The following is a 25,797-nucleotide window of genomic DNA, read 5'->3' as shown; positions in this document are numbered from 1 at the left end:
TTTTATTATAGCAAAACAAAAATGATAAAAAGTATGATTTTTCCTACTTTTTACCATTTTTCGTTCACAATTTGTTCACAAATTACAATAAAATCATTATTATCGCCTTGTTAAACTTTATATTTTTAAATTTTCTTCTTATTTTATCCGTGCGTTACTCCCAAGAATAAACTAATAGTTAGTATGACTAACACTAATATACAAATTCTTATAAAGTTACTATCCTTCTCCATAATATATACATATAATAAACCTAATATTCTAAGTACTGGTGTTAATATTAAAAGGAATATTCCAAACATAAGATATGAATAGTAATTTAAACTAAATAGACCAGTTATCATTTCTGAAAATGTATATCTATCTGTAGTTAGTATATTTTCAGCTCCATTTATAAAACTTAATATTATACCTGTTATAATAAAGAAAGAACTAATAAAAACTCCTGTTTTTATTATATTAGATATAACAATGTTAATGTCTCTTTTATTCTCCATATTAAAGTACCCCCACTCCTTTTAAGAACATGTTAACTATCGTAAATAATAGAATTGGTAGGAAAATATATCTTATATATTTAGCATCCAATCTCTGCATTACTTTTGCACCTGTTCTCGATCCTATTAGTGTTCCTAAGGCTATTGGAGCTGCAATAGCCGGATTAATAGTACCATTAAAGAAATATATTAACGCACTTGCTGTTGCAGTAACACCCATCATAAAGTTACTCGTAGCTGTACTTACCTTTATAGGCAATTTCATATAAGTATCTAAAGCTACGACCTTAAACGCACCGCTACCAATTCCTAATAATCCACTAGCAAACCCAGCACCAAACATAACAAGTGATCCTTGAGGGACATTAGTAACATTATACTTTACAGTTTCACCTGTAGCCTTATCGTAGTATGTTGAATTTAATTTATATTTATCGGCGTACTTATCATTTTCTACTTTATCTTCTTCTTTTTTTCCCTTATTTATTAAACCTGTTTTCTTCAACATTCCATAAAAAGAATTTAACAATATTAAAGAGAAGAAAATGTACAGTAATTTAGATGAAAAAATCCCTGCCATAAGAGCTCCTACGACCCCTCCAGCTGTTGTAAATACCTCTAGTAACATTCCCACTCTCATATTACTAACATGATCTTTCACGAATGCTATAGCAGAACCACTACTTGTCGCTATTACTGCAACGATACTGGCTCCAATTGCATATTTTATATCTATGCCAAATAAGATTGTCAATGCTGGAGTAATAATTATTCCTCCACCTAATCCTACTAAAGAACCTAGAAATCCTGCTAGAACAGCTATTATCATAAATTGTATTATCTCAATCATAAATTCTCCTTCTAATCTTTAGAATATATTACTAATACATTTGAACTTACTTCCAACTCGATTGCTTTTCCATTAGCAAATTCGTTACTCGTTGCATTAGGACGATTTAGAGTCAAGATCAAATTTTCTACTTCGTATTTAGAATTTTTTATAGTCATTTTTGTATCCTTATATATTGGAACTATTGAGAAATACTTGTATTCTTCAATTTTTTTAAAAATATTATGTCCACTATGGGCTATCGTTATTATATTATTATCGTCAATAATACTTATTTTGACATTATTATATTTTTCATTATTTAGCAGCAAGATATTACCAAAAAAGTGATCTAATCTTCTTCCTGTTGCTCCATAAATATCTATTTCCTCAATAGAATCAAATAATTCTAATATATTTTCTAAAGCAAAGTCTGCATCAGTTAAATCTTCACTATCCTTTACTCTAAAGTACTTAGATTTTTCTTCTACTTCTTTTCTTTGTTCAGTATTTATCGAATCAAAATCTCCGCAACTTAATAATGGATTAATCCCTTTATCAAGTAAGTAAAATGCGCCTCTATCTACTCCACACCATAAGTCTGATGAAGGTAATTCTCCTGGAAATACCCCACCTAACATTATGCTTATTTTTTTTATATTCATTATTTTAACAACTCACCTAATGTTTTTTCTTTATCGCTTGCACCAAATAAAAATGAACCACATACTAATAAATCTGCACCTTTATCTCGACATGCTTTCGATGTTTCTATGTTTATTCCACCATCTACTTCTATTAAAAAGTTATAATTTTTTTCTTCTCTTATCTTAGCTAATTCTTCTATTTTTTCAAGCATTTCTGGAATAAACTTCTGACCACCAAATCCTGGATTAACAGTCATAATTAGAACATAATCTACTTTTGGTAATAAGTATTTAATACTTTCAAGTGGTGTTTGAGGATTTAATACTATACCAGCTTTTTTTCCATTATCCTTGATTACTTGTATTAATCTGTCTGCATGGTTAGTAGCTTCTATATGAAAAGAAACCATATCGCAGCCAACTTTACAAAATTGTTCTACATAATTTTCCGGATTAGCAATCATTAGGTGACAATCAAAAACTTTGTCTGTTTTAGGTCGGATTGCTTCAATTATTGGAAATCCAAAAGAAATATTAGGAACGAAATTCCCATCCATTACATCTATATGAAACATATCAATTCCTATATTTTCTAATTCTTTAATATCTCTTTCTAAATTAGCAAAATCTGCTGATAAAATTGAAGGTAAAATTTTCTTCATCTTATCTCTCCTTTATATATTTTCTTTTTTGATTTTGTTTTTCTGTAAATAAAACTTTATAGTCTTCATAACGGCTTTCTAATATTTGTTTACTTTCTACCGCTTCTTTTACACCACATTGAATTTCCTCCATGTGATTACATGGTTTGAATTTACAATCATAGTCATGAAACTCTCTAAATAAGTATTGTAAATCTTCTTTTTCAATAAATGTAATATCAAGTGAAGAAAATCCCGGTGTATCTGCGATATAAAAATCATCAATTTGATAAAATTCCGTATGTCTAGTCGTGTGTCGTCCACGTCCTAAATGTTTCGAAATTTCTCCTGTTTCGATATCAAGGTGCTCTGCTAGTTTATTAATGAACGTAGATTTTCCTGCACCTGATTGACCAGATATCGCTACATACTTATTAGAAATAACTTCTTTTAATTTATCAATATCTTCTTCAGAATTCGTAAATACCTGATAACCTATTTCGTAATAGTAATTCATTATTTCTTTCATCTTTTCCATTTCATCATCTTTTAATAAATCTAACTTAGTAAAAATGATAATGATATCAACATTACTATTTTCATTTAAACAAATTGTTTTATTTAGTAGCTTACTTGAAAACTCAGGATCTTTTACAGATACTACAATAATACTATAATCTATATTCGCAACCTTAGGTCTTAGTAATTCATTTTTTCTTTCTAAAATTTCTACTACATATCCTGTATTATTATCACTCATTTGAATTTTTACATCATCACCTACTAATGGTGTGATATTCTCATTTCTGAAATTCCCTCGTGCACGACACGTAACGATTTCTCCAAAACAATTTACATAATAAAATCCACTAAGTGCTTTTAAAATTTTTCCTTCTTTTGTCATGTTCCTCCTATACCTTTTTGGTATTTTTTGTAACTATTTGTTTAGTTTCGCTTTTATATCTGCTTTAGTTTTTTCTGCTAATCTTAACATTTCAATAGAGTGCTCTTCAGAAAGTTTTGTCATAGTGTCTCCTGACACCATTCTTGCTACTTCAGCAATCTTCTCTTCTTCTGATAGTTCTCTGATTACAGTTAATGTTCTCTTATCTATTATTTCTTTACTGATCAATAAATTTGTATCTGCTAAGGCTGTAGTTTGAGGTAAGTGCGAAATACAAAGTACTTGCGAACCTACACCAAGTTGGTACATTTTTTCAGCCATCCTTTGTGATACTCTTCCACTTACTCCAGTATCAATTTCATCGAATATTATCGAAGTAGCTTCTATACTTCTTGAGAAGATTATTTTTAGGGCTAACATTACCCTTGAAAGTTCCCCTCCTGAAGCAACTTTAGATAATGATTTTAAAGGTTCTCCTAAGTTCGCACTAATTAGAATCTTGACATCATCTTTTCCTGTTGTTGAAAATTCTTTTTCTTTGAAATCGACTTTAATAGTACTTTTTTCCATGTATAAGAATTTCAACTCATCTTGTATAAGTTTCTCTAGTTTTAAAGCTGTCTCTTTTCTTATTGAACTTAACTCTTCTGCTAGAACCGTCAGTTCTTCTTCGATTTTCTTACTCTCTTCTAGATAATTTTCAAAGTTTTCTTCATAGTTTTCAAGTTCATCTAATTCTTCTTTTATCGTTTCTGTAAAGGTAATAAGATCATTAAGTGGCTTAGAGTATTTTTTCTCTAATGTTTTTATTTTATCTAATCTAAAAATCAAACGATCTAATTTTTCTTCATCATATTCAATTACATCTGTATAACTAGAAACTTCATATTTTAAATCATCAAGAATATAATATAAATTTGTAATCTCTTCATATTTTTCTTCAAAGTTAGAATTATACCTGCTTAACTCTCCTAGATTAGATCTAATTTCTGCAAGTTTTGATAATACTCCATACTCACCATCAATACCGTCTGTAATACTATGAGCAAGCGTATTTACTTTTTCAAAATTCTCTAAGTAATCAATATCCTTTTCAAGATCTAAATCTTCATCTTTTTTAAGCTTCATCTGACTTAATTCTTTGTACTGAAATTTCAAGAAATCAACTTTTTGAAGAACATCACTTTCTTGTTGTTTTAAGTTATCAATTTTCTCTGTAATAACTTGGTATTGTTTATATTTTTCTTTGTATTTTATATAAACAGATTGTATTTTCTCTCTATTAAATGAATCTACCAAGTTCAGGTGATTTTTTTCTACTAATAATACTTGATTATCGTGTTGTTCATGAATATCTAATAAATGAGCAGCTACTTTTTTTAATGTAGATAGATTAACTATTGTTCCGTTAATTCTACATACACTCTTTCCACTGCTATAAATATCACGACGAACTACAATAACCTCATCTTCAAGGTCTAAATCAAGTTCATTAAAAATTTTCTTAACTTCTTTACTCTTAGGAAAATCGAATACACCTTCAACACTCGCCTTCTCTTCACCGTAACGAATATAAGACGTCGATGTTCTTTGACCAGACAGTTGTGAAATTGCCGCTAGAATCATTGATTTCCCTGCACCAGTTTCTCCACTTAAGACAGTTAAACCATTTTTAAGTTCTATAGTAGCTTTTTCAATTATTCCAAATTGCTTAATATTTAACTGAATTAACATCTGTTCCTCCTCTATTTAAAGTGATTATGAGCATTATTTACAATATGCTCTATATTAATTTTACTATTTTCCACTTCTTTATCTGCATTATATTTTAGAAGCATTAAGAATTCAATATTCCCTTCCCCACCTGTTATTGGAGAATATGATAGATTTGTCATACTAAATCCAACACTATTTGCTAATAGCAATACTTTTTCTACGACTTCTAATTGGACTTTTTTATCTCGTACAATTCCACCTTTTCCTACCTTATCTTTTCCAGCTTCAAATTGTGGTTTTACAAGTGCACAAACTTCTCCACCATCTTTTATTATTTCAGCAAGATTTGGGAGTATTAATGATAGTGATATAAATGAAACATCAATCGAAGCAATATCAATTTCATAGACATCAAAATCTTCTTTAACGGAATGTCTGAAGTTAGTTTGTTCCATTACTTTTACTCGTTCATCATTGCGTAGTTTCCACACAAGTTGATTAGTACCAACATCTAGCGCATATACAAATTTCGCTCCATTTTGTAACGCACAGTCTGTGAATCCTCCAGTTGACGAACCAATATCGATCATTACTTTGTCTTTAACATCAAAGTTCAATTCATTAATTGCCTTTTCTAATTTAAGTCCCCCACGACTTACATAAGGCATCTGTTTTCCTTTAATTCTAAGTTCTGCAGTTGACTCAACCTTCTCCCCTGCTTTATCAATTCTAATATTATCATTATATACAATACCAGCCATAATAGCTCGTTTTGCTTTTTCTCGTGATTCAAATAATCCTTGACTTACGCAAAGGACATCTGCTCTTTCTTTCGCCATAGTTACCTCTTTTTTATTTACTAAGTGTGCATTTTCAAAACAAATATTAATTTTAAAATTGACACAGTCTTTCCTTTTAATTTTACCATATTAATCGTATTTTATCTATGAGAATAGTACGTTTATATATACTTTATACAAATTTAAGTATAATTTCATTTCTATTTTAGTCATTGTTCAGAAATAAAGAGCAACCTAAGAAAAATTTTCCTATTAGGTCGCCCTTTGTATTAATATTCTATTTTACTTTTTTTATGTTCCAAATATCTTTAGCATATTCAGCTACAGATCTATCTGCAGAGAAGATACCAGCGTTAGCAGTATTTACTAAACTCATTTGTCCCCATTTTTCTTTATCTTGATAAGTTTCGGCAACTTTTTCTTGGGCTGCAACATAACTTTCAAAATCTGCTAGACACATGTAATTATCTTGAGTTAATAGGTAATCTACGATGAAATTAAAGTTCATACCACCTACAGTCATAGTTCTAATGAAATCTAATGTTTCTTTAATTTTTACTGAATTATTGTAATATTCCCAAGGTTTATATCCATGAGCATATAACGCATCTACTTCTGGGGTTTCTAAACCGAAGATGAAGATATTATCATCTCCTACCGCTTCATGAATCTCTACATTGGCTCCATCAAGTGTTCCTAATGTTAAAGCTCCATTTAGCATTAGTTTCATATTTCCTGTTCCACTTGCCTCTTTTCCAGCTTGTGAAATTTGTTCACTAATGTCAGCCGCTGGAATTATTTTTTCTGCTAGTGTTACTTTGTAATCTGGTAAAAATACAACTTTGATGTATTCACGCACTAATTCATCACATTCAATCATTTGAGAGATTGAGTGGATAAATTTAATAATATTTTTAGCCATTTGGTATCCTGACGATGCTTTTGCAGCAAAAATAAATGTTCTTGGTACTGGACGTAATCCATTATATTTAATCTCTCTATATAAGTATACAATGTGTAATGCATTCAGTAATTGACGTTTATATTCATGAAGTCTCTTAACTTGTACATCAAAGATAGATTCTGGATTTACAGTTATACCTGTTGTATTTTGAATGTAGGTAGCAAGTTGTTCTTTTTTAATTTTTTTAATTTCTAGAAGTTTAGCAACAACTTTTTTGTCATTTTTATAATCATTTAATTTACTGATTTTAGATAAATCTTTAACGAAGTCATCACCGATTAATTCTTTCAGATATGATGCTAGTTCAGGGTTTGCCTGTCCTAACCATCTACGGTGAGCAATACCATTAGTTACATTTCCGAATTTAGTTGGATACAATTCGTTAAATGCTCTAAACGTTGATTCAACAAGAATGTCACTATGTAATTTCGATACTCCATTAACATTATGACTTCCTACTATTGATAAGTTAGCCATTCTTATTTGATTATCATAAATAATTGCTGTTTCTGCTAATGTATAATCTTTTCCTTGATCGATTACCCATTGACAGAAACGTTTATTAATTTCTTCAATAATTGAATAAATACGTGGTAGTAATGGTTTAAATAAATCTACAGACCATTTTTCCAGTGCTTCTGCCATAATTGTATGGTTAGTGTATGCGAAAGTTTTAGTTGTAATTTCCCATGCTTTGTCCCAAGAATATCCGTATTCATCTAATAATAATCTCATTAATTCTGGAACTCCCATCGCTGGATGTGTATCATTAATATGTAATGCAACGTGTTCACTTAAGTTTTCTAATGTTCCGAATTCATTATAATGATTTTTAACTAATTGTTGCAATGAAGCACTAATAAAGAAGTATTGTTGTTTAATACGTAATTCTTTACCTTCATTTGTGCTATCTGCTGGATATAATAATTTAGAAATTGATGAAGCTATTGCTTCTGCTTCTGAAGATTTTGAATATTCTCCTCGTTCAAACAATTTCATATTAAATCCAGTTTTTGCTTTTGCTTCCCATAAACGTAATGTATTTACAGTTTTTGTTTTATATCCTGAAATTAATAAATCATATGGTTCAGCTTGAATTGAAGTATAATCTTTGTGTTCCACAGTGAATCCATTTTCTGTCATTTTTTCTTCAACATGACCATAAAATCTTACTTCAATTTCCTCGTCATTTCTATAAACAAGACCATATTTTCCTAAGTCTAGCCAATAATCAGGAAACTCCTGTTGCCAACCATTGTTGATAACCTGCTTGAAGATTCCATATTCATAAAGAATAGAAAAACCTGTTACTGGATAGTCACTACTAGTTAAAGCATCTAAATAACATGAAGCGAGACGTCCAAGACCACCATTTCCTAATCCTGGATCTGGTTCGATATCATAAATTTCATCTAAATCGAAGTTATTGTCAGAAAGATATTCTTTGATTTCTTTTTCTACCCCAAGATTAAATAAATTGTTTCTTAAAGTTCTACCTACAAGAAACTCCATTGACATGTAGTAAGCACGTTTTTGCTTTGTTTTCTTTAATTCTTGTTCATACGCAAATTTTTTCTCAGATAATTTTTCTCTAACAGTACTCATTAACGCTTCATAAACTTGACGTTTACTCGCTGATTTTATTGTGATCCCAAATTGTCTTTTTAAATATTTTTCTATTCTATGTTCTAACTCTTGTTGTTTCATTATTCTCTCCTATAATCCATCTCGTTAGATGATTTCACTGTACATATTTATATATTGTAGTGCTGATTTTTTCCAACTTACATCTTGTTGAATTGCATTCTTCATAATTTTATTCCAAATATGACGTTCTTGATAATAACAATACGTTGCTCTATAAACCGCATCTAACATATCGTATGCATCGAAACTTTCAAATGTAAATCCTGTTCCTGTTTTTCCATCGAATGGTTCAACTGTATCTCTTAACCCACCAACTCTGTGAACAATCGGTATAGTAGCGTATCTCATTGAAATAAGTTGAGATAAACCACATGGTTCAGTTTTAGATGGCATCAAGAACATATCACAAGAGCTATATACTTTTGATGATACTTCTGATGAAAACATAATTAAACTTCTTACTTTATCATGACGACGATATTCTAATGAACGAAGTGCATCTTCATAATGACGATCACCTGTTCCTAAAATCACAAGTTGAGCACCTGTTTTTAAGATTTCATCAGCTACATGAAGAACTAAGTCAATTCCTTTTTGGTGAGTTAATCTTGTAACCATTCCAATCATAGGGATATTTTCATTTACTTCTAACGCTAACTCTTCTTGGAATTTTAATTTGTTCTCTACTTTATTTTTTAATGTTTTAACATCAAAGTTCTTATAAATGTTTTTATCAGTTTTTGAATTAAATTTATCAATATCCAAACCATTAATTATGCCATGAAGTTTTCCTTGCTCTACTCTTAGTATATCATCTAAGCCATATGAGAAGTATGGGTCTAATATTTCGTGAGCATATGTTTCACTTACAGTATTAATTCTGTCAGCTAATTGGATAGCTCCTTTTAGTAAGTTTAAATCACCTTTGTATATAAGAGCATCAAAATATTTATTATCTAATCCAAAAAGATTACCCATTTCATACGGATTGAACTTTCCTTGGAATTCTATATTATGGATAGATATTACACTTTTAATATTTTGATAGAAACCTTCTCCTCTTGCTTTAAGATCATCTAAATAGATAATTGATAATGCAGCATGCCAATCATTAGCATTAACTACATCTGGTTTATAATCTATATGTGGTAATATTTCTAGTACTGCTTTCGAGAAAAATGCAAAACGCTCTCCATCATCTTGTTGTCCATAAACACTGTCTCTATTAAAATATTGTTCATTATCAATAAAATAATATGTTACTCCATTTACTTGTGTTTCAAAAATTCCGCAGTAAACAGTTCTCCAACCTAAATTAACAAAGATATGTTGTTTATATTTTAAATCGTACTTTTCTCTATCTATAGTAGAATACAATGGTAGAACTACCCTTGCTTCTACATTTTCATCTTGAAGTGCCTTAGGTAATGATCCTATTACATCGCCTAGTCCTCCAACCTTAACAAATGGTGCCGCTTCGGCTGCCACGAATAATATTTTCATTATAATTCTCCTTATTCGTTATTTATTTCATACTAAAAGGGTTAGTTTTAGATGTAGTCTATCTGTTTATTATACTCTTTTTTCTTTCGAAAATCGAAGATTTTACAAATATCTCTCACATTTTATCCTAACCCATATTTTATATTATACTACTTTATTTTTTTCAACAATAACTTGGCAATTTTCAGTTCCTTTTAACTCAACTCTTTCTGAAACAGTTGCTTCTTTGTCTAAAATTACATAGTCTAAGTAAGCTGATTTCTTAATAACACTATTCGACAATACTATTGTATTTTTAATAACAGCTCCTTCTTCAACTACTACGTCCCTAAATAATATACTGTTCTCAACAATTCCATTAATTTCACAACCATCTCCTAGAATGGAATTTTTTACGATTGCTCCTTCTCCATAAGTAGTTGGTACACTATCTTGAACCCTAGTTAAGATGTCAGTACCTGATAAGAATACTTCATTCATTTTGTTAGGGTCTAATAAATCTCTATTAAAGTTATAAAACTCTTGAACACTATTAATTGTTCTTGTATAATTTTTAATTTCATATCCATAAACGTTTAATCTATGGAAATTCTTAGTAATGAAATCTAATAGAATGTCTTGCCATCCATATGTCATTCCTTTTTTTACAAGTTCTTTAAACATTTCTTTAGACATAATATATATCTTAACTTGTGTTGGACAAACTTGATCATATCCATCATAATGATATAAACTATCATATACTCTATTCTTGTCATCAAAAATTATTTGCGACTCACGTTGTTGAGGTTTTCTATACGTATAAGCTAAAGTTATGTCTGCATTTGTAGATTTATGGTAATTTACCATTTCCTTAAAATCAATATTTCCGACTATATTTCCATCAGCAAGTATACAGTATTCTTCTAATAAAGTGTCTGCATATCTAGCTGCATCTCCTAATGCTTCAATTTTGTTTTGAGCAACTCTATTTGATTGATGGTTAGACATCGGTGTTATAAACTTCAATCCACTATTTTTTCTATTTAAATCCCAGTCTTTCCCCCAGCTTAAGTGATCCATTAGAGACTTATAGTGATGGTTTGTCACTACTGCAATATTAGATATTTCAGCTTTTACTAAAGAAGATAACATGAAATCGACCATTCTATATCTTGACGCAACTGCTAAAGATGCCAGTGTTCTATTTCTTACTAATCCTTGCAGATCGTCGTTACGATAATTATCTGCAAATAATATACAAAATGCATTTACCATATTATTTCCCCTCTACTTTCCTATTCTCTTTTACAACTTCATCTCTACCAACTACAGTTATTTGTTCTTTTCCTAAAACGATTTCTCTATTCCCAACTTCTACGTTTTCTTTAACAACTGAACCTTCTGCGATAATTGAATTGTAAACTTTCGCACCTTTTTCGATTACCACACCTTTCATGATGATACTTCCTACTACTTCTGCCCCTTCTTCAATTCGAACACCCGAAGAGATAATAGATTCTGAAATAGTTCCATAAACTGAAGTACCGTCAGAAATCATAGAATTTTTCACATTTGCACTATGTCCTAAATATTGTGGCATAGCTCCTTCATGTCGATAATAAATTCTCCAAAGTCTATCGTCTATATTAAAGTTTTCTTTATTTTTAATTAAATCCATATTTGCTTCCCATAAGCTTTCAATTGTACCAACATCTTTCCAATATCCATAAAATGGATATGCATAAATATTTTTACCTTCATTTAACATCATTGGAATAATGTTTTTACCGAAGTCTTTTTCACTATCTGGATTTTCTTCATCACGAATTAAATATTCCCTTAATTGTTGCCAACTGAAAATATATATCCCCATAGATGCTTTAGTCGATACCGGATTTTCTGGTTTTTCTAGAAACTCAGTAACTTTAAGGTCAAAATTTGTATTTAAAATCCCAAAACGACTAGCTTCTTCAATTGGAACATTAATGTGTGCAATTGTTAAATCTGCACCTTTTTGTTTATGGAAATCTAACATTTCTTTATAATTCATTTTGTAAATGTGATCCCCAGATAAAATAAGGACATATTCTGGATTATATTGTTCTATATATTTAATATTTTGATATATAGCATTTGCAGTTCCTTTATACCATTCTCCCGTTTTCCCAGCAGTATAAGGAGGTAGAATAGACAATCCTCCATCCATTCTATCTAAATCCCATGGTTGACCATTTCCCATGTATGAGTTAAGTTCTAAAGGCATAAATTGTGTTAATACCCCTACAGTTGATATTCCAGAGTTAGCACAATTCGAAAGTGGAAAATCTATAATTCTATATTTTCCACCAAAAGGTACAGCTGGTTTAGCCATATCTTTTGTTAAAACTTGTAATCGTGTACCTTGTCCTCCTGCTAGCAGCATCGCTACTACTTCTTTTTTTCTTGCCATTGAGTTGACCCCCTTCATCTAAACTTGTTATTTCTTTTCTATATACATTGTTGCATACGGTGGAATATTTACACCCAAAGTATATTTAAATTCATTTTTTTCTTTATTTATTGTTTTAAGATTTCTATTTGCAATTGCTATTCCATCATATTTTTTAGCATCAGTATTCAATGCAATCTTGTAGCTACCCCAAGTATCTACTCCAATCTCATAGTTCTTTAATATTTGATTTGAAAAGTTACTTACTACTAAGACTTCTTTACCTGATCTATCTCTACGTGAAAAGGCAAATACATTATTATTATTGTCATCTACAATATGCCATCTAAATCCATCCCAATCACTATCATTTTCCCATAATGCTGGAGTTGATTTATAGTATTTGTTTAGTTCTTTAACATATCTATGTGTAAATATATGCTTAGGATATAGCATTAATAACCAATCTAATTCTCTTTCTTCATCCCATTCGATAAATTGCGCTATATCGATTCCCATGAAAGTTAATTTTTTACCAGGATGTGCATACATATATCCTAAAAATGCTTTGAAATTAGCAAATTTATCTTCATATGGAACAGGACTTTTATCTAAAAGTGATTTTTTTCCGTGGACTACTTCGTCATGTGATATAGGGAGAATAAAGTTTTCTGAAAATGCATAATGCATTGAAAATGTAAATTTGTTGTGAACTCCTTTTCTAAAGAAAGGATCTGTTTCTAAATAATCAAGACTGTCATTCATCCATCCCATATTCCATTTGAAGTCAAATCCTAAACCACCATGTTCAACAGCAGCAGTTACTTTTGGATAACTCGTTGATTCTTCTGCAATCATAATTACACCTGGATAGTTTTCTTTTACATATAAGTTAAGATTTTTTATAAAATCTATTGCTTCTAAATTTTCAAATCCACCGTAAATATTTCTAGCACATTTGTCTTCATCACGACAATAATTTAAAAATAACATAGAACTAACCGCATCTACTCTAATTCCATCGATATGATAATCTTCAATCCATGAAACGGCACTAGACGTTAAAAACGACTTAACTTCATTACGACCATAATCAAACACTCTAGTTCCCCAGCCTTCGTGCTCCATTTTTCTCGTATCAGAATACTCATAGCAACATGTTCCATCAAATTCATATAAACCATGAGCATCTTTTGTAAAGTGTCCTGGAACCCAATCTAGTATTACTCCAATATTATTTTGGTGACAAGTATCAACAAAATACATAAAATCTTCTGGTGTTCCATATCTAGAAGTTGGTGAAAAATACCCTGTTGCTTGATACCCCCATGATTTATCGTATGGATACTCTGTTACTGGTAATAATTCAACGTGAGTATAATTCATTTCCTTTACATAATCTACTAATTTATGCGCAAGTTCTCTGTAACTTAATTCTTTGCCTTCTTCACCATGTTTCCAAGATCCTAAATGCACCTCATAAACATTCATAGGTTGATGATAAGGAACTGTTCTATTTTTCATCCACTTTTTATCTTTCCATGCATATTCTGGTAAAGAATATACTTTAGAGGCCGTTAACGGTCTCGTCTCCGCATGTTTAGCATATGGATCTGCTTTCCATAATTCAACTCCACTCTGAGTAACTATTACATATTTATAAGCATCAAACTGACTAACACCCTGAATTTGAATTTCATAAATTCCTGTATCATTTGTTTTTCTCATCTCATAGGTATGTGGATACCAAGAACAAAACTCACCTGTAACAAAAACTCTTTTTGCGTTTGGAGCCCATACTCTAAAAGTACAAGAATCCCCTTCTAAAAACGATCCTAAAAATTTATGACTATGGTAATTAGTTCCTTCATGGAATAAATATTCGGCCATATTATTACTCACTTAATAACCCCCTTTTCAGTAAAAGTAAACGCTTACTTCTACTAGTAAAAAATTTTAAACATAAAGAGATGTAGCAAAAAATAGTTAAAATTATTACTAATTATTTCTTTATTTTTTATATCTATAGTATAACATATAGAAGGCTTTATGTAAATGTTTTCTTTACTGTTTTGCTATAAAAAATTATGTCAATTATATCGCTTTAATACTAATTAATTTCTGTTTTTTTAAAATATAATCATTTACATTTAAAAACTTTTATATTAAAATATAACTGGTTGTTTTGTAAAACAAATTGATAATGAAAATTTTATATTCCGGAGATGAAAAATATGATTAAATTTAATCCTATAAAAAATAAATTTCCTCAAGGTGCGATAAATGATAAAGAATCATTCTACTTTGAGGTACTAATTAAAGACGATTTTTATTTTAATGATTTTAAAATTATTATAAAAAATGAATTCACAGGTGAAATAGTTTCTAAAAGTTTAACATTCAAAGAGAAGACTAAAAATAACTATTCTAAATATTGTGTAGCTTTTGAACCTTTTAATATTGGTTTATACTTCTATCATTTCGAAGTTCACTTTGATAGTTTTTACGTATATTTAAAAAATGATAGATTAAATGCTAAACTTGTCAATAGTAATGATGAACTTCCTGATTGGCAGCTTACAGTTTATGATTCAAACTTTACAACACCTGATTGGTACAAAGGTTCAATTATGTATCAAATCTTCCCTGATAGATTTAAACGAAGCGATAAATATACTGCCACAATTGCAAGAAATGAAAATGTTAGAATTAGACATGAAAACTGGGATAGTATTCCTCACTCGTCAATTACACATGAAAACTACGGAGCTAAAGATTTCTTAATGGGTAATCTTCTTGGAATAGAGGAAGAGAAGGAGTATTTTAAAAAATTAAATATTGAAAGTATTTATTTAAATCCTATTGTTGAGAGTCCTGAAAACCATAGATATTCAACATCCGATTATTTTAATGTCGACCCTTACTTTGGAACAAATGAACAATTCAAAAACTTTTGTAAAGATTTTAAAAATGACAATATTAAAATTATTTTAGATGGTGTCTTTAGTCATACTGGTTCAGATAGTATTTATTTTAATAGATATAACAACTACGATAGTATTGGTGCTTATAATTCGCAAAATTCACCTTATTATCCTTGGTTTGACTTTAAAAATTTTCCTAATGAATACCACTCTTGGTGGGGATTTGATAACCTACCTACGGTTATAAAGGAAAACAAAGAATATAGTGATTTCATCAATAACAAAGATACAGGTGTAGTTAATTTCTGGCAAAAATTAGGAATTGCTGGTTGGCGTCTTGATGTTGCTGATGAATTCCCCGATGAATTCTTAGATAGAATCCGTGAAAGTGCAAAATATTATGACAAAGATGCTTTAATTATCGGAGAAGTTTGGGAAGATGCAACGAATAAAATTTCTTACAATACTCGTCGACGCTATTTCTTAGGGGATCAACTTGATAGTGTTATGAACTATCCTTGGAAAAATGCAATTATTAATTTTGTAAAAAATAAAAATGCTGATAATTTTACTCTTGAAATCTTAAAATTAGTTGAAAATTATCCTCGTCCAGCTCTTGATGCTGTTATGAACTTACTTGGTAGTCATGATACAGAACGTATCCTAACGATGTTAGCATTTGATAATCCTGAAGATGTTCCAGTTCATGAACGTCCTACTTATAAAATGTCTAAAGAACAATATGATAAAGCTAAAAATCTTCTAAAATTTGCTAGTTTCATTCAATTTACTCTTCCTGGTGTACCTTGTATTTACTATGGTGATGAAATTGGAATGTATGGTTTTAGAGATCCATACAATCGTCTAGGATTTACCCATAATAATAAAGATGAAGATTTACTAAATCATTATATTAAATTATCTAATTTTAGAAATGAAAACAAAAATAATTTCATCACAAATTTCGAATTTATTTACAGTAACGAAAAATGTATTGCCTATAAACGCAATAATATTCTTTGTATTGTAAATCTTGATTCTAAAGCTCACTTTATTGAAAATTATTGTGGTGAAATAGTATTTGGAAACAATGAAATTTATTCAACACCATTTGGAACAGTTATAGCACCTAATAGCTATGTTGCTATAAAAATTAAATAAAAGAAATGGAAGTAACTCAATTTTAAAATTTTTTTATTGAGTTACTTCTATTTTTTTAATAGATACTAAAATCATTATATTTATATTACATTAACTTTAATATTAATACATTTTTTATCGATATTTAGTATTAACCTATAATTATTATTTATTTAGTATTAATTTGCAAAAAGAAGACACTGAAATTGAATTTTATAAAATCAATTTTAGTGTCTTTTTTATTTTATCCTGAGTTTCTAAGTCCAGTAGCAACTCCATTAATTGTTATATGAATAGTATTTAATTGAGATTCTGGTAACTTACCTTCTCTTGAACGTTTAATTAACTCTACTTGTAGTAAGTTTAGAGTATTGAAGTACTGTAACCTATTTTCTAAACTTCGAGTTAGATAAGTATTATCCTCTAAGAACTCTTTATGTTCTGAGATTTCTAATACTACTTGTTTTGTTAATTCCCATTCTCTTAATATTTCTTCATATACTTTTTTAGTTTCTTCATCCTTACACAGATTAGCATATTCTTTAGCAATATCCATATCTGACTTCGACATGACCATATCAACATTTGATAGTAATGATGTGAAAAATGGCCAATGATTATACATTCTACGTAATTTTTCAATATTATCTTTATCTTTATTGATGAAATTTGAGAACGCTGTTCCTACTCCATACCAACCTGGTAGCATAATTCTACTTTGTGACCATGAGAATACCCATGGAATAGCTCTTAAACCACCAATATCTGTAATTTTTTTACGTGAAGCTGGTCGAGAACCGATATTTAAACTTGAAATTTCTTTAATCGGTGTTGCTTCAAAGAAATAATTGTAGAAGTTTGGATTTTCAAAGACTAGTTCTCGATATTTGTTGTAACTATCTTCTACTATTTCATCCATAATAACTTGGATTTCAGGTATATCTCTGATATCTGTATTGATTTTATCAGCATTCATTCTTTGAATTACGGCAGAGAATAAGGCTTCTAAGTTATAGTATGCAGCATCACTGTTCCCATATTTGGCTGCGATAATTTCACCTTGTTCTGTAAGACGAATTCTATCTTGTACACTTCCTAGAGGTTGAGAAATAATCGCATCATAACTCGGTCCACCACCTCGACCAACAGTACCACCACGTCCGTGGAAGAAGGTAACCTTAATATTGTGTTTTTCTCCCAGTGATGATAAATCCTGTTGCGCTTTATAAAGCGACCATCCAGATGATAGGTATCCACCATCTTTATTACTATCTGAATATCCTAACATAATTTCTTGATAACTTCTATTATCACTTACCCATTTTTTCACGATATCTAGGCTTAAGTATTTATCCATTACTTCATATGAATTCTCTAAGTCTTCTATTGTTTCAAATAATGGAACAAGTTGAAGTCTGGCAAAATCACTACCAACTAACCCTACTTCTTTAAGCATAATTGCAAGCTCTAGTAAATCAGAAACACTTGTTGTGTGTGAAATTATGTTTTGTTTTATAACATTATCTCCAAGTTTATCTTTTAATTTTCTCGCTGTTTTAAATATAGCTATTTCTTTTTTTAACTCTTCTGATTGTTTTTCTTCATCATTAATACTTAAAGGACGAGGATCTTCTTTCAATTGTTTCAATAATAATTTACATTTTTCATCTTCAGTTAGTGAACTATAATTTTTTTCTATATTAGCACTACTTAGTAACTCAGCTACCGAAGCCTCGTAGACACTTGAGTCTTGGCGCATATCAATACTTGCTAAATAGAATCCGAAGATTTTCACAACATTTAATAATTCTTCAAATTCTCCAGTAATTAGCATCTCACCTTTATTCTCTAATAATGATTTTTCAATAATTTGTAGATCACTAATAAAATCTAATGATGTTAAATATTTTTCTCCAACTTCTTTGTCATTAAGTAAGTATTCTTTAGTATTTTCTAATTTCTCTTTAATATAAAAAATAGCTCTTCTATACGGTTCTTTTTCTCTGTATACAGATGAATCATTAGAACGGTTAGCTAATTCTTCTAATTCTTCACTTTCTTGAATATATTGAGTCGACATTGAGAACGTTCTATATAAACTTTCTAATTTATCTAAATAGTAATTAGTTATAAGTTCACACTGTTTCATCGCTGATAAATTCAGTGTTTCAGCTGTTACAAATGGGTTACCATCACGGTCTCCACCAATCCACATTCCCATAGTTATTGGTGTCTCATTTCTAAGCTCTATATTATGTTCTTCTAATAACAATTTGTACTCAGTCATTAATTTACCAATAGCTTTTATAAATGATAAATTGTAATATTCTAGTACGTTCGTAATTTCATTAGCAACTTTTAGTTTTTTCTCACGTATAATATCACTTTGGATTAATATTTCAATATGTTTTTGGATAGCATTTTTCCATTTTCTTTCATTAATCAATCCATTTTTCACATCACGGTGTTTTCTTAATAAAGAGTGCAATTTCTCAGTTAAATCAAGAATTGTTTTTCTCTGCACTTGCGTAGGATGTGCTGTTAGTACTGGCACTACATTAATATTATCTAAAATATTTTTATCTTTAATATTCTTAATTGATTCAGACAACTTACCTATATATGCTTCATCCGAGTTGTTTTTATAGTTGACCTCATAAGCTAAATCAACATCTTCAGCTATATTAATAAGTAGTGGTAATACTGAGAAGAAATTCGCTACAATTTCCATTTCTTCTTGTGTTAAATCTTTAATAATAAGATTTAATTTTTCATAATTTTTCTTGTCAGCTAATGCTTTTAATTCTACAATTTTTTGAAAAGTTTCTTCAGAAATTAATTTTTGAGTAGCTTTCAGTAACATTTCTGTAAGAATTTGAATCTCCTCTTGTATTATATTTTCATTTACATTACTTTCTAGTCTTGTTTTTTGCATCTAGTTACTCCTTGATAAGATTTTTACTAATAAAGTTTATTTTATCAGTTTTAACTACATATTCCATTATAAAACTTTTTTAGAAATAACACAATGAATTTTAACATTTTTTTCATCATATTGGATATTTTGCTAACTTTTTTTGAATTTTTAATATTATTGTTCCTATTTTACCTAATAGAACAATATATTATAATATACGAATAACAATCTATAAAATCCAAATTTTTACATTATTTAATATTTTGCAAATATCATAAATTACTTTCATCTTCAACGAATCAACCTAAAAAGTCGAGGCTTTTTGAAAGTTGAACCTATAGTAGTTTTACTTTCAAAACCTCGACTTTATATTTTATTATTCTTCTTCGTAGCTTTCTTCTTTTGCTGCTAATGTAACAGTTGCTACTTTTTGATCATCAACAAGATTAATAACTTTAACACCTGTTGCAGTTCTTCCTAATGTACTGATTGTTGAAACATCTATTCTAATAATAATTCCTTGATCAGTCATTATCATTAAGTCTTCATTTCCTGCGATAGATTTAACCGCTACAATTTTACCTGTTTTCTTAGTAACTTTAGCTACTTTAACACCTTTTCCTCCACGGTTAATTACATTGAATTCCATAGATTTAGAAATTTTACCAATACCATTTTCTGTTACTGTTAAAATTTTCTTAGATTCATCAACTACTTCCATACCTACTACATAGTCATCTGGAGAAAGGGTGATACCTTTTACTCCGCGACTTACACGTCCCATTGTACGGACTTTTTCAGCATTAATTCTAATCGCTTGACCATTTGCTGTAACAATCATAATATCTTGATCATCAGTAATTCTTTGAACATCAATTAGTGAGTCATCTTCATCAAGTTTAAGAGCAATCTTACCTTTCTTAAGAATACTTGCGTAATCTCCTAATTTAGATTTCTTAATGATACCATATTTAGTTGAGAAGATTAAGCTTGTTCCCTCTTCTTGAAGATCAGAAATTGCAATAATAGAATTTACTTTTTCTTCTTTTTCAATTTCTAATAAGTTAATGATAGGTATTCCTTTAGATTGTCTACTCATTTGGTTAATTTCATAACCTTTAAGAGTATAAACCTTACCTTTATCTGTAAAGAATAGGATATGATCGTGTGTTGAGCAACTTAGCATATAAGCTACATTGTCCTCATCGTTTGTAGTCATACCATTTACTCCACGTCCACCACGTCCTTGTGATTTATAAGTACTTGCAGCAAGACGTTTAATGTATTGGTTATGAGATAGAGTAATTATGATTTGTTCTTTTTCGATTAAATCTTCGTTTTCGATTTGATCTACTTGTCCTTCAATTATTACACTACGACGTTTGTCTCCAAATTTTTCTTTAACTTCTAATAACTCGTCTTTAACTATTTGAATTACACGTTCCGGTTTAGCTAGAATGTCTTCTAAGTCAGCGATAAGTTCCATAAGTTTACTGTATTCTTCTTCAATCTTATCGCGTTCTAAACCTGTAAGTCTTTGAAGACGCATGTCTAGGATAGCTTGTGCTTGAATTTCAGTTAAACCGAATTGATCTATTAATCCGGCTTTTGCTTCCTCAGCAGTTTGAGATCCACGAATTAAGCTGATAATTCTATCAATATTATCTAAAGCAATTCTTAATCCCTCTAATATATGTGCACGAGCTTGCGCTTTTTTAAGATCAAATTTAGTTCTTCTAACTACTACTTCTTTTTGGTGCTCTAAGTAGTAGTAAAGCACTTCTTTAAGATTTAATAACTTAGGTACTCCATTTACAAGAGCAATCATGTTAACACCGAACGAACTTTGTAATGGTGTTAATTTGTATAAATTGTTTAGTATTACGTTACTATTAACATCGCGACGTAATTCAATTACAATTCTAATACCTTTTAAGTTACTTTCATCACGAAGGTCTGTAACGCCTTCAATTTTTTTATCACGAGCTAATTCAGCTATTTTTTCAACTAATTTTGCTTTGTTTACTTGATAAGGAATTTCTGTAATAACAATTCTTTCCTTACCATTTTTCATCTGTTCAATTTCAGTTTTACCACGCATTATTACAGAACCACGTCCTGTTGTGTAGGCTTTAACTATTCCACTACGACCTAGTAAGAATGATCCTGTCGGGAAATCTGGTCCTTTTATCTTAGACATAAGTTCAGCAATAGTTATTTCAGAGTTATCTGCTAATGCGATTACTCCATCGATAACTTCCCCTAAGTTGTGTGGCGGAATATTAGTCGCCATACCAACTGCAATACCACTGCTTCCGTTAACTAATAAGTTAGGTATTCTTGCTGGTAATACTTTTGGTTCTTGTTTAGTACCATCATAGTTATCTTGCATATCAACTGTATCTTTGTTAATATCACGAAGTAACTCAGAAGCAATTTTACTCATTCTTGCTTCTGTATAACGCATCGCAGCAGCTCCATCTCCATCAATAGAACCAAAGTTTCCTTGTCCATCTACTAAAGGATATCTACTGTTGAAATCTTGCGCTAAACGTACAATTGTACCGTATGTTGCAGAGTCACCGTGTGGGTGATACTTCGCCATTACTTCCCCTACAACGAAGGCACTTTTTTTGTAAGGTTTATCATATGTTAACCCTAAGTCATTAAAAGCATAAAGTATTCTTCTATGAACTGGTTTTAACCCGTCACGTACATCTGGTAAGGCACGTGATACAATAACACTCATTGAATAATCTAAAAATGAATTTTCAATTTCAGTCGTTATGTTTCTTAAGGTAATATTATTTTTATTGTCTTCCATGTTCTATCCTTTCTTTCTAAATGTCTAAGTTTATAACATTTAGAGCATTATCTTCGATGAATTTACGTCTTGGTTCTACTTTTTCACCCATTAACGTATCAAATGCTGCATCCGCCCTTTGAGCATCATCAATACTTACTTGATACATTAAACGATGTTCTGGATCCATTGTAGTATCCCATAATTCCTCCGCATTCATCTCTCCAAGACCTTTGTATCGTTGAACAGTGTACTTTTTATCTCCAGCATGTTCTTCAATATTTTGTTTAAGTTCTTCTTCTGTATGGCAGTAGAATTCTTTTTTACCTACTTTTAGACCGTATAGAGGTGGTCTAGCGATATATACATATCCTGCGTCGATAAGTTCTCTCATATATCTGAAGAAGAATGTTAATAACAATGTTCTAATGTGACTTCCATCGACATCGGCATCGGTCATGATAACAATTTTATGATAACGAAGTTTATCAATATTTAATGTTTCCCCAATTCCCATACCAATAGCTGTAATCAATGATCGAACCTCATCATTAGCTAGTACTTTGTCAATTCTTACTTTCTCTACGTTCAGAATTTTACCTTTAAGCGGTAAAATAGCTTGGAATTTACTATTACGTCCAAGTTTTGCACTTCCTCCCGCAGAGTCCCCTTCGACTAGGAAAAGTTCACATTCAGCTGCATCTTTACTTGAACAGTCAGCTAATTTCCCTGGTAGGTTTGTGAATTCTAAAGCATTTTTTCGACGTGTAGATTCACGAGCTTTTTTAGCTGCAATTCTTGCACGTGATGCTTGAAGACCTTTTTCAACAATTATTTTTGCTGTTTTTGGATTTTCTAATAAGAATCTATCTAATTCTTCAGAGAATAACTTATTAGTAATTGTACTCATTTCTGAGTTACCTAATTTAGTTTTTGTTTGTCCTTCAAATTGTGGATTTGGGTGTTTGATTGAAATAATCGCAACAAGTCCTTCACGAACATCATCCCCTGTTAATGACTCTTTATCTTTAATAAGTTTATTCTTTTTACCATAAGAGTTAATTATTCTTGTAAGAGCAGTTTTAAATCCACTCTCATGAGTTCCACCTTCATGTGTATTAATGTTATTAGCATAACTTAATACATTATTAGAATATCCTGTGTTATATTGCATTGAGATTTCAACTTCTTTCCCATCCATCTCACCATGCACATAAATAGCTTCGTGTAAAGCATCTTTATTTTCATTTAACATTTCCACATACTCTAATAATCCACCTTCATAGCAGAAAGTTTCTTCTTTTTCTTGTCCTTCTCTCTCATCTTTAAGGATAATTGTTATACCTTTATTTAAGAAAGCAAGTTCTCTAATACGTGTTCTTAAAATATCGTATTCATATACTGTTGTTTCTTGGAAGATTTCTGGATCTGCTTTAAAACGAATAGTTGTTCCAGTTCTATCAGTATCTCCTACTACTGTAATTCCTTGAACTACATCTCCTCGTTCAAACTTCATCATATGGATTTTCCCATCACGATGAACAGAAGCTTCTAGATTCGTAGATAAGGCATTTACTACACTGGCACCTACTCCGTGAAGACCACCTGATACTTTATATCCGCCTCCACCGAATTTACCTCCGGCGTGAAGTACTGTAAGGATTACTTCAAGTGCTGGTTTCCCTGTTTGTTCTTGAATATCTACTGGAATACCACGTCCATTATCTTCTACTCTTATCCAATTTCCTTTTTCAATTGCAACTGTTATTGTGTCACAATATCCGGCTAAGGCTTCATCTATAGAGTTATCTACAATTTCCCAAACAAGGTGGTGTAGACCTTTACTAGATGTAGAACCGATATACATACCTGGTCTTACCCTAACAGCTTCAAGTCCTTCAAGAACCTGAATCTGATCGGCATTATATTCTTGTATTTGTTTTTTTTCTACCATGATTTTTCCTTTCATTTTAGTAAATTTATAAATAAATTTTCTAGATTATTTCACTAATATTTCCATTTTCTATTTTAAAAACTTTAGCTTTTTTTAATAAATCTTCTTTAATATCTGATATCGAAGGTGTTGTAATGAATGTTTGCACATTTTCATTAATTGCATCTAACAGTTTTAATTGTCTATTTTTATCTAATTCACTTAAGACATCATCTAAAAGTAATACTGGATAAGTTCCAGTTTTTGTTTTTAAATAATTTATTTCAGCTAACTTTAACGATAATACTATACTTCTTTGTTGTCCTTGAGAAGCATACATCTTCGCATCAAGATCATTTATATAAAACTCTAAATCATCTTGATGTGGTCCAATTTTAGTACTTCCTCTCATTATATCGTCATATGATTTTTTCATCATAACTTTAGTTAAGCTTTCCTCATTAAATACTTCATCCGATATATCATTTATATTTAATGCTTCTAGTACTGAACTCTTGTATCTGATTTTTAGTGATTCTTGACCATTAGATATATTCATCATATTTTTATAAGTCAATTCTGAAATATCTTGAACAAACGATACTCTTTCTTTTGTTATATATATAGCCACTTTAGCTAATTGAGAAGTGAGAGTCTCTAAATATGCAAGAGACATCTCATCCTTTGGATTTTTCCTCATATCTTTTAAATAAGAATTTCTCTGTTTCAATAAATGTTGGTACATTAAATAATACTTATGATAAATACGTGAGAACTGATAAAATTCTCTATTTATAAACTCTCGACGAAGTGACGGAGATCCTTTTACTAGTTGCAAATCTTCAGGAGAAAATAATACTACATTTAGCTCTCCTACGAAGTCTGTTAGTTTAGTTTTTTTCACTCCTGCTATTTTTGCACTTTTTCCTTTATTGTTAATACCTAACATAATATCTAAATTCTTATCATTTTTGTTAACTACACATGACATCGCTGTGGCAGTTTCACCAAACATTATACATTCACTATCACTCTTAGTACGATAACTACGTCCAAGTGCTAAGCAAAAAATAGACTCTATTATATTAGTTTTTCCATTCGCATTGTTTCCTACTAAAACATTAAGCGAGGGATGTACATCTATATTCATTGATAAATAATTTCGAAAGTACAGTAATTTTAAACTCTTAATCCTCATTAATAATTATGAATTCATTTCCTTCTAATTTAATAATATCATTTGAATATAATTTTTTCCCTCGTCTATTTTCTAGTTCTCCGTTTAACTCAACTTCAACTTCTTGTAAAAAATATTTGGCTTCTCCACCTGAACCTATGAATCCTTCTACTTTTAAAAATTGTGCTAACGTAATATACTCACTATTAATAAAAACTTCTTTCATTTTACACCTCCTAAGTATTAAAAAATGAAACTATATGTATATAAATATATTTTATATAATTTAATTATACCAAATTTATCGTTTTTTTTCAACAATAGTCAGGTGATTTTACCTAATAT

The 25,797-nt window shown here is 30.1% G+C and carries 18 protein-coding genes; 1 reads left to right on the top strand and 17 read right to left on the bottom strand.

Going from position 1 to position 25,797, the window contains the following annotated elements:
- Positions 1–143: 143 nt before the first annotated feature.
- From JX287_RS01540 to glgB, 12 genes are all read right to left on the bottom strand, one after another.
- On the bottom strand, positions 144–497 hold the full coding sequence (locus tag JX287_RS01540) for a DUF1634 domain-containing protein (protein ID WP_102169636.1): 354 nt from the start codon (positions 495–497) through the stop codon (positions 144–146).
- Between the two features lies 1 nt (position 498).
- A complete protein-coding gene (locus JX287_RS01535) occupies positions 499–1,347 on the bottom strand; it encodes a sulfite exporter TauE/SafE family protein (RefSeq protein ID WP_204641471.1) in 849 nt (282 codons plus the stop codon).
- A gap of 11 nt (positions 1,348–1,358) precedes the next feature.
- Positions 1,359–1,991, bottom strand: coding sequence for a thiamine diphosphokinase (locus JX287_RS01530; protein WP_204641470.1), 633 nt, complete (start codon positions 1,989–1,991; stop codon positions 1,359–1,361).
- A complete protein-coding gene (gene rpe / locus JX287_RS01525) occupies positions 1,991–2,635 on the bottom strand; it encodes a ribulose-phosphate 3-epimerase (RefSeq protein WP_204641469.1) in 645 nt (214 codons plus the stop codon). Before rpe ends, JX287_RS01530 begins: the two co-directional genes overlap by 1 nt.
- A 1-nt stretch (position 2,636) precedes the next feature.
- Positions 2,637–3,518 (bottom strand): ribosome small subunit-dependent GTPase A, encoded by an 882-nt coding sequence (rsgA, locus tag JX287_RS01520; RefSeq protein WP_204641468.1) that lies wholly within the window; start codon positions 3,516–3,518, stop codon positions 2,637–2,639.
- Between the two features lie 33 nt (positions 3,519–3,551).
- Positions 3,552–5,252, bottom strand: coding sequence for a DNA repair protein RecN (recN, locus tag JX287_RS01515; RefSeq protein ID WP_204641467.1), 1,701 nt, complete (start codon positions 5,250–5,252; stop codon positions 3,552–3,554).
- An 11-nt stretch (positions 5,253–5,263) separates the two neighbouring features.
- On the bottom strand, positions 5,264–6,073 hold the full coding sequence (locus JX287_RS01510) for a TlyA family RNA methyltransferase (RefSeq protein WP_102169630.1): 810 nt from the start codon (positions 6,071–6,073) through the stop codon (positions 5,264–5,266).
- Positions 6,074–6,311: 238 nt separating this feature from the next.
- Entirely contained in the window at positions 6,312–8,705 is a 2,394-nt protein-coding gene (locus JX287_RS01505; protein ID WP_204641466.1) for a glycogen/starch/alpha-glucan phosphorylase, read from the bottom strand.
- A 24-nt stretch (positions 8,706–8,729) separates the two neighbouring features.
- Positions 8,730–10,148, bottom strand: a complete 1,419-nt coding sequence (glgA, locus tag JX287_RS01500; RefSeq protein WP_204641465.1) for a glycogen synthase GlgA — start codon at positions 10,146–10,148, stop codon at positions 8,730–8,732.
- A 144-nt stretch (positions 10,149–10,292) separates the two neighbouring features.
- A complete protein-coding gene (gene glgD / locus JX287_RS01495; RefSeq protein ID WP_204641464.1) occupies positions 10,293–11,405 on the bottom strand; it encodes a glucose-1-phosphate adenylyltransferase subunit GlgD in 1,113 nt (370 codons plus the stop codon).
- Position 11,406: 1 nt separating this feature from the next.
- Complete coding sequence (locus JX287_RS01490) at positions 11,407–12,579, bottom strand: glucose-1-phosphate adenylyltransferase (protein ID WP_204641463.1); 1,173 nt, start codon at positions 12,577–12,579, stop codon at positions 11,407–11,409.
- 27 nt (positions 12,580–12,606) lie between these two features.
- Positions 12,607–14,460: a 1,4-alpha-glucan branching protein GlgB gene (gene glgB / locus JX287_RS01485; RefSeq protein WP_204641462.1), complete on the bottom strand. Its 1,854-nt coding sequence runs from the start codon at positions 14,458–14,460 to the stop codon at positions 12,607–12,609.
- Positions 14,461–14,792: 332 nt separating this feature from the next.
- Between glgB and JX287_RS01480 the strand changes: the two genes are divergently transcribed.
- Positions 14,793–16,643 (top strand): glycoside hydrolase family 13 protein, encoded by a 1,851-nt coding sequence (locus tag JX287_RS01480; RefSeq protein ID WP_204641461.1) that lies wholly within the window; start codon positions 14,793–14,795, stop codon positions 16,641–16,643.
- Between the two features lie 223 nt (positions 16,644–16,866).
- Here the strand turns inward: JX287_RS01480 and ppc are convergent, their stop codons facing one another.
- The 5 genes from ppc to yaaA all read right to left on the bottom strand — a co-directional run bounded on the left by ppc (position 16,867) and on the right by yaaA (position 25,678).
- Positions 16,867–19,557, bottom strand: coding sequence for a phosphoenolpyruvate carboxylase (ppc, locus tag JX287_RS01475; RefSeq protein ID WP_204641460.1), 2,691 nt, complete (start codon positions 19,555–19,557; stop codon positions 16,867–16,869).
- Between the two features lie 358 nt (positions 19,558–19,915).
- Positions 19,916–22,363 carry a DNA gyrase subunit A gene (gyrA, locus tag JX287_RS01470; RefSeq protein ID WP_204641459.1) on the bottom strand — a complete coding sequence of 816 codons (2,448 nt, stop codon included), beginning with the start codon at positions 22,361–22,363 and terminating at the stop codon, positions 19,916–19,918.
- 16 nt (positions 22,364–22,379) lie between these two features.
- Positions 22,380–24,296 carry a DNA topoisomerase (ATP-hydrolyzing) subunit B gene (gene gyrB / locus JX287_RS01465; RefSeq protein WP_204641493.1) on the bottom strand — a complete coding sequence of 639 codons (1,917 nt, stop codon included), beginning with the start codon at positions 24,294–24,296 and terminating at the stop codon, positions 22,380–22,382.
- 40 nt (positions 24,297–24,336) lie between these two features.
- On the bottom strand, positions 24,337–25,425 hold the full coding sequence (gene recF, locus JX287_RS01460; protein ID WP_239650303.1) for a DNA replication/repair protein RecF: 1,089 nt from the start codon (positions 25,423–25,425) through the stop codon (positions 24,337–24,339).
- Between the two features lie 37 nt (positions 25,426–25,462).
- Complete coding sequence (gene yaaA, locus JX287_RS01455; RefSeq protein ID WP_048803010.1) at positions 25,463–25,678, bottom strand: S4 domain-containing protein YaaA; 216 nt, start codon at positions 25,676–25,678, stop codon at positions 25,463–25,465.
- Between the last annotated feature and the right edge of the window lie 119 nt (positions 25,679–25,797).

The sequence above is a fragment of the Gemella haemolysans genome (assembly GCF_901873445.1).
Taxonomy (GTDB): Bacteria; Bacillota; Bacilli; order Staphylococcales; family Gemellaceae; genus Gemella; species Gemella haemolysans_C.
Note: the sequence above shows the minus strand (reverse complement) of the source record. Positions and strands in the feature narration are given on the sequence as shown.